This window comes from Pseudomonas sp. LBUM1649 (assembly GCF_059716155.1).
Map to the genome: position 1 here is coordinate 1,180,796 of NZ_CP166807.1, position 13,306 is coordinate 1,194,101.

Annotated in this window: 12 protein-coding genes; 9 read left to right on the forward strand and 3 right to left on the reverse strand. The window is 60.1% G+C overall.

Translation table 11 applies throughout. The annotated features are described in order from the left end of the window. Positions 1 to 13 precede the first annotated feature (13 nt). The 8 genes from ACA058_RS05305 to ACA058_RS05340 all read left to right on the forward strand — a co-directional run bounded on the left by ACA058_RS05305 (position 14) and on the right by ACA058_RS05340 (position 8,214). Positions 14 to 1,015 (forward strand): diguanylate cyclase domain-containing protein, encoded by a 1,002-nt coding sequence (locus tag ACA058_RS05305; RefSeq protein WP_497638163.1) that lies wholly within the window; start codon positions 14 to 16, stop codon positions 1,013 to 1,015. Positions 1,016 to 1,273: 258 nt separating this feature from the next. Further along, a protein-coding gene (prfB, locus tag ACA058_RS05310) for a peptide chain release factor 2 (protein WP_098465888.1) occupies positions 1,274 to 2,369 on the forward strand; the annotation gives its coding sequence in 2 pieces (ribosomal slippage) (positions 1,274 to 1,345 and positions 1,347 to 2,369; 1,095 coding nt in all). A 106-nt stretch (positions 2,370 to 2,475) separates the two neighbouring features. Continuing rightward, on the forward strand, positions 2,476 to 3,978 hold the full coding sequence (gene lysS, locus ACA058_RS05315; RefSeq protein ID WP_497638164.1) for a lysine--tRNA ligase: 1,503 nt from the start codon (positions 2,476 to 2,478) through the stop codon (positions 3,976 to 3,978). A 99-nt stretch (positions 3,979 to 4,077) separates the two neighbouring features. Beyond that, entirely contained in the window at positions 4,078 to 4,794 is a 717-nt protein-coding gene (locus tag ACA058_RS05320) for a TetR/AcrR family transcriptional regulator (protein WP_497638165.1), read from the forward strand. A 167-nt stretch (positions 4,795 to 4,961) separates the two neighbouring features. After that, complete coding sequence (locus ACA058_RS05325) at positions 4,962 to 5,516, forward strand: hypothetical protein (protein ID WP_497638166.1); 555 nt, start codon at positions 4,962 to 4,964, stop codon at positions 5,514 to 5,516. A gap of 33 nt (positions 5,517 to 5,549) precedes the next feature. Beyond that, a complete protein-coding gene (locus ACA058_RS05330; protein ID WP_497638167.1) occupies positions 5,550 to 6,827 on the forward strand; it encodes a flavohemoglobin expression-modulating QEGLA motif protein in 1,278 nt (425 codons plus the stop codon). Positions 6,828 to 6,973: 146 nt separating this feature from the next. Next, positions 6,974 to 7,888: an alpha/beta hydrolase gene (locus ACA058_RS05335; RefSeq protein ID WP_497638168.1), complete on the forward strand. Its 915-nt coding sequence runs from the start codon at positions 6,974 to 6,976 to the stop codon at positions 7,886 to 7,888. Beyond that, positions 7,885 to 8,214 carry a PA3694 family proteiin gene (locus ACA058_RS05340; protein WP_046816479.1) on the forward strand — a complete coding sequence of 110 codons (330 nt, stop codon included), beginning with the start codon at positions 7,885 to 7,887 and terminating at the stop codon, positions 8,212 to 8,214. Before ACA058_RS05335 ends, ACA058_RS05340 begins: the two co-directional genes overlap by 4 nt. A 68-nt stretch (positions 8,215 to 8,282) precedes the next feature. Here the strand turns inward: ACA058_RS05340 and lptF are convergent, their stop codons facing one another. The 3 genes from lptF to ACA058_RS05355 form a co-directional block, all read right to left on the reverse strand. After that, a complete protein-coding gene (gene lptF, locus ACA058_RS05345) occupies positions 8,283 to 9,086 on the reverse strand; it encodes a lipotoxin F family OmpA-related lipoprotein LptF (RefSeq protein WP_497638169.1) in 804 nt (267 codons plus the stop codon). A gap of 44 nt (positions 9,087 to 9,130) precedes the next feature. Beyond that, positions 9,131 to 9,538, reverse strand: coding sequence for a DUF4398 domain-containing protein (locus ACA058_RS05350; RefSeq protein WP_497638170.1), 408 nt, complete (start codon positions 9,536 to 9,538; stop codon positions 9,131 to 9,133). A 312-nt stretch (positions 9,539 to 9,850) separates the two neighbouring features. After that, positions 9,851 to 10,195: a pilin assembly protein gene (locus ACA058_RS05355; protein ID WP_497638171.1), complete on the reverse strand. Its 345-nt coding sequence runs from the start codon at positions 10,193 to 10,195 to the stop codon at positions 9,851 to 9,853. Between the two features lie 200 nt (positions 10,196 to 10,395). On the opposite strand from ACA058_RS05355, the gene ppc reads away from it, so the two are divergent. Next, positions 10,396 to 13,026 carry a phosphoenolpyruvate carboxylase gene (ppc, locus tag ACA058_RS05360; protein WP_497638172.1) on the forward strand — a complete coding sequence of 877 codons (2,631 nt, stop codon included), beginning with the start codon at positions 10,396 to 10,398 and terminating at the stop codon, positions 13,024 to 13,026. Positions 13,027 to 13,306 lie beyond the last annotated feature (280 nt).

The window sequence follows — 13,306 nt, forward strand, 5'->3', positions numbered from 1 at the left end:
CAGGTGAACGCACATGAATGATTTACAGCTCGACGACTTCAAGACTGACGAAAATGCCGCCATGGTGCTGTTGGTGGACGATCAGGCCATGATCGGCGAGGCAGTACGACGCGGTTTGTCGAACGAAGAAAACATCGACTTCCACTTTTGCGCCGACCCGCACCAGGCCATTGCGCATGCCGTGCGCATCAAGCCGACGGTGATCCTGCAGGACCTGGTCATGCCCGGCCTCGACGGTCTGAGCCTGGTGCGCGAATACCGCAACCACCCGGCGACCAAGGACATTCCGATCATCGTCCTGTCGACCAAGGAAGACCCGCTGATCAAGAGCGCGGCGTTCGCGGCCGGGGCCAATGATTATCTGGTCAAGCTGCCAGACAACATCGAGCTGGTCGCGCGTATTCGCTATCACTCGCGCTCCTACATGACATTGCTGCAGCGTGATGCGGCGTACCGCGCCTTGCGAGTCAGCCAGCAGCAGTTGCTCGACACCAACCTGGTGCTGCAACGCCTGATGAACTCCGACGGCTTGACCGGGCTGTCGAACCGGCGGCATTTCGATGAATACCTGGAGCTTGAATGGCGCCGCTCGCTGCGCGAGCAGAGCCAATTGTCGTTGCTGATGATCGACGTCGATTACTTCAAAACCTACAACGACACCTTCGGCCACCTGGAAGGCGACGAAGCCCTGCGCCAGGTCGCCGCGGCGATCCGCGACGCCAGCGCCCGGCCTGCCGACCTGCCGGCCCGCTACGGCGGCGAAGAATTCGCCCTGGTGCTGCCCAACACCTCGCTCGGCGGGGCGCGGCTGGTGGCGGAAAAACTGCGCATGACCGTGGCGGCGCTGAAGATCCCGCATATTGCCCCAACCGAAGGATCGAGCCTGACCATCAGCATCGGCCTGTCGACCGTCATCCCGACAGCAGGCAGCAATTGCCGTGAATTGATTTCGGCGGCGGACAAGGGGCTGTATCTGGCGAAGAACAATGGGCGTAATCAGGTGGGCATAGACTGACCTGTGGTGAGGGGATTTATCTGTGGTGAGGGGATTTATCTGTGGCGAGGGGATTTATCCCCGTTGGGCTGCGTAGCAGTCCCGTTTTTAGGGCCGCTTCGCAGCCCAACGGGGATGAATCCCCTCACCACATCTGATCTCCATCGTTGCAAGGGTCGTAGGTGAACCCCGGCTTTTCGGCCAAGCGGACTGCCGTTTCCGGCCGTTTGCCGTTATACTCGCCGGCTTTCAAAAGTTCGCCAACGAGTGCTGCCCGCCATGGAAATCAACCCGATCCTTAACACCATCAAGGACCTGTCCGAGCGCTCCGAAACTATTCGGGGGTATCTTTGACTACGATCAAAAGCATGAGCGCCTGACCGAGGTCAATCGCGAGCTTGAAGATCCGAGTGTCTGGAACAAACCTGAATACGCCCAGGAACTGGGCCGCGAGCGCGCTGCGCTGGCGCAGATCGTCGATACCCTCGACGAACTGAACACCGGTCTGGCCGATTGCCGCGACCTGCTGGACATGGCTGTCGAAGAAAACGACGAAGGCGCAGTGGGCGATGTCGTCGCCGAGCTGGCCCGTCTTGAGGAAAACCTCGCCAAGCTTGAATTCCGCCGCATGTTCAGCCACGAAATGGACCCGAACAACGCCTACCTGGATATCCAGGCCGGTTCCGGTGGCACCGAGGCCCAGGACTGGGCCAACATCCTGCTGCGCATGTACCTGCGCTGGGCTGACAAACGCGGCTTCGACGCCACCATCATGGAACTGTCGGCCGGTGAAGTCGCCGGCATCAAGGGCGCGACCGTGCACATTAAGGGTGAATACGCCTTTGGCTGGCTGCGTACCGAGATCGGCGTACACCGCCTGGTACGCAAGAGCCCGTTCGACTCCGGCAACCGTCGTCACACTTCGTTCTCTGCGGTTTTCGTCTCGCCAGAGATCGACGACAAGGTGGAAATCGAGATCAACCCGGCCGACCTGCGGATTGACACCTATCGTTCCTCCGGTGCCGGTGGCCAGCACGTAAACACCACCGACTCGGCCGTACGTATCACCCACGTACCGACCAACACCGTGGTCAGCTGCCAGAACGAACGTTCCCAGCACGCCAACAAGGACACCGCCATGAAAATGCTGCGGGCCAAGTTGTACGAGCAGGAAATGCAGAAACGCAACGCCGCGTCCCAGGCGCTGGAAGACACCAAGTCGGATATCGGCTGGGGTCACCAGATCCGTTCTTATGTGCTCGATGCCTCGCGCATCAAGGACCTGCGGACCAACATCGAACGCAGCGACTGCGACAAGGTGCTCGACGGCGATATCGACGAATACCTGGAAGCCAGCCTGAAATCAGGCCTGTAAGACATGCAATACGGGATCGGTCTCGATCCCTGTAGGAGCCGGCTTGCTGGCGATCCCCGGGCCGCAGGCCTGGGGGCAACGAACCTGTGATGGAATATTTAAAGACATGAGCGACCTAGAACTCGACCCGCAAGCCCTGCAACAGGAAGAAAACTCCCTGATCGCCCTGCGCAAGGAAAAGCTTGCTGCCGAGCGCGCCAAGGGCAATGCCTTCCCCAACGACTTCCGCCGCGAAAACTACTGCGAAGACTTGCAGAAACAGTACGCGGACAAGACCAAGGAAGAGCTGGCAGAGGCTGCAATCCCGGTCAAGGTTGCCGGTCGCATCATGCTCAACCGTGGCTCGTTCATGGTGATCCAGGACATGACCGGCCGCATCCAGGTCTACGTCAACCGCAAAACCCTGTCCGAAGACACCCTGGCCGCGGTGAAGACCTGGGACATGGGCGACATCATTGCAGCCGAAGGAACCCTGGCCCGTTCCGGAAAAGGCGACCTGTACGTTGAAATGACCAACGTGCGCCTGCTGACCAAATCCCTGCGTCCGCTGCCGGACAAGCACCACGGCCTGACCGACACCGAGCAGCGCTATCGTCAGCGTTACGTTGACCTGATCGTCAACGAAGACGTGCGCCAGACCTTCCGCGTGCGTTCGCAAGTCATCGCCCACATCCGCAGCTTCCTGATGAAGCGTGATTTCCTGGAAGTGGAAACGCCGATGCTGCAAACCATTCCAGGTGGCGCGGCAGCCAAGCCGTTCGAAACCCACCACAACGCGCTGGACATGGAAATGTTCCTGCGTATCGCGCCTGAGCTGTACCTCAAGCGCCTCGTTGTCGGCGGCTTCGAGAAAGTGTTCGAGATCAACCGCAACTTCCGTAACGAAGGCGTTTCGACTCGTCACAACCCTGAATTCACCATGTTGGAGTTCTACCAGGCTTACGCCGACTACGAAGACAACATGGACCTGACCGAAGAACTGTTCCGTGAGCTGGCACAGCTGGTCCTGGGCAGCACCGACGTGCCGTACGGCGACAAGGTGTTCCACTTCGGCGAGCCGTTCGTGCGTCTGTCGGTGTTCGACTCGATCCTCAAGTACAACCCCGAGCTGACTGCCGACGACCTGAACGACATCGACAAGGCCCGCGACATCGCCAAGAAGGCCGGCGCCAAGGTGCTGGGCTTCGAAGGCCTGGGCAAGCTGCAGGTGATGATTTTCGAAGAGCTGGTCGAGCACAAGCTGGAGCAGCCGCACTTCATCACCCAGTACCCGTTCGAAGTGTCGCCGCTTGCTCGTCGTAACGACGAGAACCCGAACGTCACCGACCGCTTCGAGCTGTTCATCGGTGGTCGTGAAATCGCCAACGCCTACTCCGAGTTGAACGACGCGGAAGACCAGGCCGAGCGTTTCATGGCGCAGGTGGCCGACAAGGACGCCGGCGACGACGAAGCCATGCACTACGACGCCGACTTCGTTCGCGCGCTGGAGTACGGCATGCCGCCGACGGCGGGTGAAGGCATCGGCATCGACCGTCTGGTGATGCTGCTGACCAACTCACCGTCGATCCGCGACGTGATCCTGTTCCCGCACATGCGGCCGCAAGCGTAAGTGTTTCAATTAAAAAGCCGCCTTTTCAGGCGGCTTTTTATTGCCTGTCTGGTACAAACGTATCAACTTGTTACTTTCATCTGAGAGGAAAGACCTGTCGTGAATCGTGCAATGGCTCAAGAAGGTGCAGCGGGTATCGCCACTGCGGTCGCTGAAAGTGTTCAGTACCAGGGCCGCAAGGCCAGCCGGCAGGGCAGCGAGCAGCGTCGACAGGACATTCTCGATGCCGCGATGCGCATCGTCGTGCGTGACGGCGTACGGGCCGTGCGGCACCGTGCGGTGGCTGCCGAGGCTGAAGTGCCGTTATCGGCGACCACTTACTACTTCAAGGATATCGATGACCTGCTCACCGATACCTTCGCCCAATACGTAGAGCGCAGCGCGGCCTACATGGCCAAGTTGTGGGTGAACAACGAGGGCCTGCTGCGCGACATGATCGCCAGTGGCGACGGTAGTCCACAGGCTCGCTCGCAACTGGCGGACGACATTGCGCGGCTGATGACGGACTATGTTCACCGGCAACTGGTTACCCGTCGTGAACACTTGATGGCCGAGCAGGCGTTCCGTCAGGAAGCGCTGTTGAACCCGCGTCTGGCCGAGTTGGTGCGCTCCCATCAGCAAATCCTGTTGCAGGGCTCCTGCCAGCTTTTCCAGGTGCTGGGCTCTCGCGAGCCACAACAGGATGCCAAAGTGTTGACGGCGATAATCGGACGGATGGAATATCAGGGCCTGCTCAACGACGCCGAGCCGGGCGCCGAAGAGGAAATGCTGGGCATACTTACGCGTTATATGCATTTGGTGCTGGCTTCGGTTTAATCCCTTTTGGGTGATACCGATCGTTCCCACGCTCCGCGTGGGAATGCCGCCCGGGACGCTCCGCGTCCCTTGTCGGTGTGACGCAGAGCGTCACCGGATGCATTCCCACGCGGAGCGTGGGAACGATCAGCGTGGACAAGTCACCGTGTGTCGATAGGGAGTGTTGAATGAAAGCCTGGCGTGTCGTAGTGATCGGCTTGTCGTTCCTGCTGCTCAGTGGCTGCCTGGTGACCTTCAAGGAGCCGCTGCCCGAAAGCGAGCCCGCACCCAAAGGGTTGCTCGGCAAATGGACCAGCACCAACGCCTGGGGTGAACCACTCAACCTGGAATTGACGCGCCTGGGCAACAATCGCTATCAGGCGGTGAGCTACTTCAAGGCCAGGCCCAAGGAGCGCGAAGCCTACCCATTCACCGTGTCACACCACGGTAGCCGCTGGTATCTCTCGGCGAAAGTGCCGGCCCAGCTCGGCGGGCATTTCACCATTGCCGGCTTCGAACTCACCGACAAGCACGAACTGGTGGTCTACAACCTCGACCTCGAACAGATCAACCAGGCGCTCAAGCAAAAAGTCTTGAGCGGCGAAGGCATTCAGACCGACGACGGCGATGGCGTATTGATCAACAGCCACATGGATCAGGTGTCCGCCTACCTCGACGACCCGGCCAACTCCGATGTGTTCGTCGAAGTGGTGCGTTATCAGCGCCAGGCCAAAACCAAGTAACCGCGGCACAGAAGATTTCTACAGGAGTTTCGGGTGGACGATTACCAGCAGTCGATACGCATTTTGTCCGATCGCATTGTGCTGGCGCAGACGCCGATTCGCGTCCTCGATGCGGTGAAATGGGACGACAACATCCGCAAGGGTTTCCTCAAGGCCAAGGGCAAGGAAATGCCGGCGGTGGACCGTGACTACTACCTCAACCGTCCGCTGGCCTTCGAATCCAGCAAGGTGAAGCTGGAATTCCAGAACATCGAGCGCGACATCACCCGCCAGCTTGGCCAGTTCAACCCGGTCGGACAGATCATGCGCCGCATGTGCAAGGAATACCGGATGGTGGTGCGCATGCTCGAAGCGCGCGGCACTGAGGATTTCGGCCTGATTTCCCAGGAGTTGTACGGCGCTGCCTCCGATGCCTTTCACGCCGGCGACCCGACATTGTCCGATCTGGGCCTGATGCTCTCCGACTACCTGAACAACATCGACGGCCGTGGCGACCTCAAGGATGAACCGAAAACCATGACCGCCAAGGAAGCTGTCCACCTGCTGCAAACCCGCTTGAACAAGGTATTCGGCGAGGCCGAGGAAACCATTCGCGTCTTCGAGTCCGACGGGATCGTTGCCGATGCGGCTGCCGGTGCCGACTACATCAAGATCCGCAGCGATGCGATGTTCAACGAGCGTGATGTGCGCGCCCTGGAAGTCCATGAAGGACTGGTGCACGTCGGCACCACCCTCAATGGTCTGAACCAGCCGATCTGCACCTTCCTGTCCAAGGGCCCGCCCTCGTCGACGGTGACCCAGGAAGGCCTGGCGATCCTGATGGAAATCATCACCTTCGCCTCCTACCCAAGTCGCCTGCGCAAACTGACCAACCGCACCCGCGCCATTCACATGGTCGAAGAGGGCGCCGACTTCCTGCAGGTGTTCGAGTTCTTCCGCGAGCAAGGCTTCGAGATGCCCGAGAGTTACAGCAACACCAGTCGCGTTTTCCGTGGCTCGGTGCCGACAGGTCTGCCATTTACCAAAGACTTGTCCTACCTCAGGGGCTTCATCATGATTTACAACTACATTCAGCTGGCGGTGCGCAAAGGCAAGCTGGAGCAGATACCGCTGCTGTTCTGTGGCAAGACCACCCTGGAAGACATGCGCACCTTGCGCCTGTTGGTGGACGAAGGGCTGGTGGTGCCACCCAAGTACCTGCCGGAACAGTTTCGCGACATGAACGCGTTGTCGGCGTGGATGTGTTTCTCCAACTTCCTCAACCACCTGAGCCTGGACCGGATCGAGGCGGATTACTCCAATATCCTGTAGGCGATAAGTCCTCCTGTAGGAGCAAAGCTTGCTCGCGATGGCGGTGTGCCAGGTGATACACATGTTGAATGTGATACCGCCATCGCGAGCAAGCTTTGCTCCTACAGGGACAGCGTTCCAACCCCTATTTCGCGAGGTTTCAACGGATGAGAATCCTCGGCATCCTCTGCCTTCTCCTGACCCTGAGCGGTTGCAGCTCCTTGCTGTTCTACCCCGAACCCGGCCAGCTGTTCACCCCGGAAAAAGCCAAACTCGAATACCGCGATGTCACCCTGAACACCGCCGACGGCCTCAAGCTGAACGCCTGGTGGCTGCCGGCGAAAAAAGGCGTCGAGGTCAAGGGCACCGTGCTGCACCTGCACGGCAACGGCGGCAATCTGCCCATGCACCTGGGCGGGAGCTGGTGGTTGCCCAAAGAGGGTTACCAGGTGCTGCTGGTGGATTATCGCGGCTACGGCTTGTCCGAGGGCGATCCAAGCCTGCCGGCGATCTATCAGGACATTGACGCCGCGTTCAAATGGCTCGACCAGGCCCCCGAGGTCAAGGGCAAGCCACTGATCCTGCTGGGCCAGAGCCTTGGCGGCTCGATGGCGGTTCACTACCTCGTGCAACACCCCGAGCGGCAAAAACAGCTCAAGGCGTTGGTGCTCGATGGTGTGCCCGCCAGTTACCGCAGTGTCGGTCGCTATGCGCTGAGCAATTCATGGGTGTTCTGGGCGTTCCAGGTGCCGCTGTCCTGGCTGGTGCCCGATGGCGACAGTGCGATCAACTCCATGGCGCAGCTCGATGGCGTGCCGAAACTGATCTACCACAGCATCGACGATCCGATCGTGCCTCTTTCCAACGGCATCCGTCTGTATCAAGCTGCGCCGCCGCCGAGAGTGCTGCAACTGACCCGTGGCGGTCACGTGCAGACATTCGCCGACCCGGTCTGGCGCAAAGTCATGCTGCGTTATCTCGATGACCCGCAGCATTTCAACGGCCTGCGCCGCCTGGGTGAAATCCCCAATTACCCGGCGTCCGAACATTCTGAAGATGAATCACCAGAGAGCCCGCAATGAGTGAAGAACGTAACGCCATCCCGCTGATCATCACCGGTATCTGCAGCATCCTCGGCACCGTCGCTGCCCTGTGGTGGTACGGCTACCTGCACTTCGCCAAGCCAGAGGATGCGTTGCTGCTCAACGAATTCACCATGCTCAAGACCGTACCGGGCGAAGACTACAAAGTCTCCCTGGAACCGGCGGCGCAAGTGGCGCAGTGTATCGATGGCGTGCTGGTGCTGTTCGACACCGAGCAGAAAGGCCTGACCGGCGTGCTGATCAACAACAAGAAAAAGGCCGTGCGTTGCATGGGGCAGGAAACGCCGCAGAAGCTGGAACAATAATTGTAGTTATCCACAAAAACTGTGGGAGCGGGCAAGCTCGCTCCCACAGGGTCGTGTTCGCGGACGAATTATTGGGTGTAGGAACTCACCGCCGAACGCGGAATCACCGGCTGGTTGTCATTGGAAATGGTCACTTCCACCCGACGATTTTGTGCCCGACCCGAAACGCTGGTGTTATCCGCTACCGGATACTCCTTGCCATAACCCTGGGCGACGATGCGCGCCGGATCGACACCCATTTTCACCAGCGCCATGCGCACGGAAGTCGCGCGGCGTTCCGACAGCGACTGGTTGTGCGACGCGGTACCGGTGCTGTCGGTGTAACCCTCGACAATCACCTTGCGGTCCGGGTTTTCCTGGAGGTACTGCGCCAGTTTGTTGATGTTCATCAGACCGTTGGATTTCAGCTCGGCCTTGTCGGTGGCGAACAGCACATCACCGAAGGTCACCAGCGTGCCGCGATCGGTCTGCCTGGCGTTGAGGCTGTCCTGCAACTGTTTGATCTGCTGATCACGCGCATCCAGACGTGCCTGGGCCCGTTGTGCAGAAGCGTTTTTCAGATTGGCTTCGGCGGTGCGCAGGGCGATGGTCTGTTTCGCGACTTCCACGCGCTGGTTGGTCAGATAGGCCAATTGGTCGACCTTGGCTTGATCTTCCTTGTCCAGATAAGCCTTGTCGGCTTTATCCAGGTAATCACTGGCTTCCTTGGTTTCCAGCGCCGCGACGTTGCTCGCCTGCGGGTTAGCTTGCAGGCCGGAATAATTGGTGCGGGCTTGTTCAAGGTTGGCATTCGGTGGTGTCGAGCACGCAGCCAGGGCAACGCTTGCGGCCAGCAGGGCAGGGATCATCAGTTGTTTGCAATTGGAAATCATGGTTTCGTCCTTTTAGTCGAAAAGAAATACGTCGTGCCGCGCCGTTACTGAACGGTGCGCTGGCTTTCCTGACGCAGTTCCTGAACCCCTTTCTGAGAGTCCTTCACAGACTGTTCGGCTTTCATCGCCTGGGCTTTGCGCTCAGCTACGCGAGCGTCCCACTCAGCCTGTTCGGCCAGGGTCTTGGCTTGATCGTACTTTTTGTCGTGCATGGCAATTTCGGCTTGCTTGAGTTTGTCCTGTGCCGACTTCATTTCCACCGCGGCGAACTCGGTACCACCCGCGCTGACGGCGTTGTTGACCGCTGACTCGGTGACGGCGAATTGCTCGGTGGGTGGGTTGCCGGCGCAACCGGCCAGCACGAGGCCGGTGCCGATGGCCAAGGCTGTCATTTTCAGGCCGTGCAGGTACGAGGATTTGCCAGTTCGGGTTTTCATCGTTTTCAACTCCATTGGGCTAGCTCCTGAGTAACGTGAACATCCATCCTGGGAAAAGAGCCGAAACCGTATTTCGCAAGCGTTTTGAAACGGCCGTCCCAGGCGTGGTTACAGGGTGGACCCGAGGGGTTTTTTGAAAGTTCAGAGAAATTAGCCTGCTACCGAAAAAAAACGTGACTGACTTGGCGGGGGGGCTTAACGAGTAACTGTGGGAGCGAGCCGGCTCCGGGCGGCGTTCCGACGATGGACTTCATGGCGCCGCGTTCATTCAGTCATCACGCGGTTTCGTTCACGACCATCGCGAGCAGGCTCGCTCCCACAGGTGGATCAGTGTTTCTGCTTGTCGCCACCAGCTGACAAATCGTGCAAATGACGACGGGACAATGCGAGAAAACGTGGGGTAGGGCCGATGTCTTCGTACAGCGGATCGCCTTCTTCGTCAGTGGCCACTACGGTCGAACCTTTCACATAGGGAAAGCTTTTTTCCAGTTCTTCCAGGGCGGCACCGATCAGTTCGCCCAGCAGTTCTTCGGGATGCCGCTTGGGGTACATCTCGATAATCGCCGCAAGCCGTGCGGCAGCCTCCACGTCCAGGTGAATCGAATAGCCTGTGTCGGTCAGGCGACCTTTGGCGTTTTCTTCCCAGTGGTTGGCAAGCTCGCGGATTTTCATAATGACCTCATTGCACTCCTGCTCCTGGCAGGCGGGGAATGTCCGGCAGTCGCCGGCGATAGCCGTTGTACGGCTTACTGTTCAGACTAGCCTCAACGACAAGGGTTTACAGTCCCTTCGTCGTCTTGCTTGTAAGAACCGGTCTGGAGCGGCACTCTTAAGGTTCCTGGTCGACCGGATTTTTCGCTGGAGAACTGTTGATGACCGATATTGATGCACGCTTGCGCGAAGACGTTCACCTGCTGGGTGAGTTGTTGGGCAACACCATTCGTGAACAGTACGGGGACGGCTTTCTCGACAAGATCGAGCAGATCCGCAAGGGCGCCAAGGCGGACCGTCGCGGTTCCATGGACGCCGAGCTGAGCGCCAGCCTCAACCAGTTGACGGAGGACGAATTGCTGCCGGTGGCGCGGGCGTTCAACCAGTTTCTCAACCTGGCCAACATCGCCGAGCAGTACCAACTGATTCACCGTCGCGAAGAATCCCAGGCCGCGCCATTCGAGGCGCGGGTGCTGCCGGAGTTGCTCGCCCGCCTGCGCGCCGAAGGTCATGGCGCCGAGTCCCTGGCCCGTCAGCTGGGCCGGCTGGAAATCGAGCTGGTGCTGACAGCGCACCCGACCGAGGTCGCGCGCCGCACGCTGATCCAGAAATACGACGCCATCGCCGCGCAACTGGCGGCCCAGGACCATCGCGACCTGACCGGTGCCGAGCGCGAGCAGATCAAGTCGACGTTGCAGCGTCTGATCGCCGAAGCCTGGCACACCGAAGAAATTCGCCGCACGCGTCCGACGCCGGTCGACGAAGCCAAATGGGGCTTCGCGGTGATCGAACATTCGCTGTGGCAAGCGATCCCCAACTACCTGCGCAAGGCCGACCAGGCCCTGCACGCCGCGACCGGCCTGCGTTTGCCACTGCAGGCAGCACCGATTCGCTTTGCCTCGTGGATGGGCGGCGACCGCGACGGCAACCCGAACGTGACGGCGGCGGTAACCCGTGAAGTGCTCCTGCTGGCGCGCTGGATGGCGGCCGATTTGTACCTGCGCGATGTCGATCACCTCGCTGCCGAGTTGTCGATGCAGAAGGCCAGTGAAGCGTTGAAGGCCAAGGCTGGCGACAGCGCCGAACCCTATCGCGCGGTGCTCAAGCAACTGCGTGAGCGCCTGCGCGCGACGAGAAACTGGGCACACACCGCGTTGTCGACGCCGACACCTGCACCGGCCGACGTATTGCAAAACAACCGCGACCTGCTCGACCCGCTGGAGCTGTGCTACCACTCCCTGCATGAGTGCGGCATGGGTGTGATCGCCGACGGTCCGTTGCTCGATTGCCTGCGCCGGGCAGTGACGTTCGGCCTGTTCCTGGTGCGCCTCGATGTGCGTCAGGACTCGTCGCGCCATACTGCGGCCATGACCGAAATCACCGATTACCTCGGCCTGGGTCGCTATGAAGACTGGAGCGAAGAAGAGCGCATTGCCTTCCTGACGCGCGAACAGAATAACCGTCGGCCATTGCTGCCGGCGCACTACAAGCCCTCCGCCGACACCGCCGAAGTGCTGGCGACCTGCCGGGAAATCGCCGCGGCGCCAGGGGCGTCGCTGGGCTCTTACGTGATTTCCATGGCCGGTGCCGCGTCCGATGTGCTGGCCGTGCAGCTGTTGCTCAAGGAGTCCGGGGTATTGCGGCCGATGCGCGTGGTGCCGCTGTTCGAAACCCTCGCCGACCTCGACAACGCCGGCCCGGTGATCGAGAAGCTGTTGTTGCTGCCGGGCTATCGCTCGCGCCTGCAGGGCCCGCAGGAGGTGATGATCGGCTATTCCGACTCGGCCAAGGACGCAGGGACCACGGCGGCCGCCTGGGCACAGTACCGGGCGCAGGAGCAGTTGGTGGATATCTGCCGCGAACAACAGGTGGAACTGCTGTTGTTTCATGGTCGCGGTGGCACCGTGGGGCGTGGTGGCGGCCCGGCCCATGCGGCGATTTTGTCGCAGCCGCCGGGTTCGGTCGCCGGACGTTTCCGCACCACCGAGCAGGGAGAAATGATTCGTTTCAAATTCGGCCTGCCGGACATCGCCGAGCAAAACCTCAATCTGTATCTGGCCGCGGTACTCGAAGCGACCTTGCTGCCGCCGCCGCCGCCGACGCCTGAGTGGCGCCACTTAATGGACGAACTGGCCGCCGACGGTGTCAGCGCCTACCGTGCCGTGGTGCGGGAAAATCCGCAGTTCGTGGAATATTTCCGTCAGTCCACCCCGGAACAGGAACTTGGGCGCCTGCCGCTTGGCAGTCGTCCGGCCAAGCGCCGTGCTGGCGGAATCGAAAGCCTGCGGGCAATCCCGTGGATCTTCGGCTGGACCCAGACACGGCTGATGCTGCCGGCCTGGCTGGGCTGGGAAGCGGCCCTGAGCAAGGCGCTGGAGCGCGGTGAAGGCGAACTGCTGCAGCAGATGCGCGAGCAATGGCCGTTTTTCCGCACCCGCATCGACATGCTGGAAATGGTCCTGGCCAAGGCCGACGCGGATATTGCCCGGTCCTATGACGAGCGTCTGGTCGAACCGGACTTGCTGCCTTTGGGTGCGCACTTACGCGACCTATTGTCGCAGGCATGCGCCATCGTTCTCGGGCTGACCGGTCAGTCGCAGCTGCTGGCACATAGCCCAGCCACACTTGAATTCATCCGCTTGCGCAACACTTACCTCGACCCGCTTCATCTATTGCAGGCAGAGTTGCTGGCACGTTCGCGGCAACCGGATGTGGCGCAGGACAGCCCGGTAGAACAGGCGTTGCTGGTGTCTGTGGCGGGGATTGCCGCCGGATTGCGCAATACCGGCTAAGGTTTTTTCACCTGCTGTGGAGCATCCGGCACGGGCGCCGGATGCGATTGAATGGCGGGTGCAAAAGTACTGCCAGGCGACAGTTAATGATGGGGTTGCGACTTGGGGAACCGGGTTGCGAGGTCACGACAGGCAGCGGTTTCTCCGACTTTTGGCGGCTTGTGTGGGCGCAGCCTGCTGTGTATCTTGATCAGCCTTTGACCGTTTGGGCGGTCACGACCCTATTTTTGAGATTGGCCCCACGAGGCGAATCTGACGTTATCCATATAAAAATTGAGGA

Bases quoted from the DNA above. Each gene is read 5' to 3' on its own strand.
- ACA058_RS05305 (WP_497638163.1), top strand. From the start codon at position 14: ATGAATGATTTACAGCTCGACGACTTCAAGACTGACGAAAATGCCGCC.
- lysS (WP_497638164.1), top strand. From the start codon at position 2,476: ATGAGCGACCTAGAACTCGACCCGCAAGCCCTGCAACAGGAAGAAAAC.
- ACA058_RS05325 (WP_497638166.1), top strand. From the start codon at position 4,962: ATGAAAGCCTGGCGTGTCGTAGTGATCGGCTTGTCGTTCCTGCTGCTC.
- ACA058_RS05335 (WP_497638168.1), top strand. From the start codon at position 6,974: ATGAGAATCCTCGGCATCCTCTGCCTTCTCCTGACCCTGAGCGGTTGC.
- ACA058_RS05340 (WP_046816479.1), top strand. From the start codon at position 7,885: ATGAGTGAAGAACGTAACGCCATCCCGCTGATCATCACCGGTATCTGC.
- lptF (WP_497638169.1), bottom strand. From the start codon at position 9,086: ATGATTTCCAATTGCAAACAACTGATGATCCCTGCCCTGCTGGCCGCA.
- ACA058_RS05350 (WP_497638170.1), bottom strand. From the start codon at position 9,538: ATGGAGTTGAAAACGATGAAAACCCGAACTGGCAAATCCTCGTACCTG.
- ACA058_RS05355 (WP_497638171.1), bottom strand. From the start codon at position 10,195: ATGAAAATCCGCGAGCTTGCCAACCACTGGGAAGAAAACGCCAAAGGT.
- ppc (WP_497638172.1), top strand. From the start codon at position 10,396: ATGACCGATATTGATGCACGCTTGCGCGAAGACGTTCACCTGCTGGGT.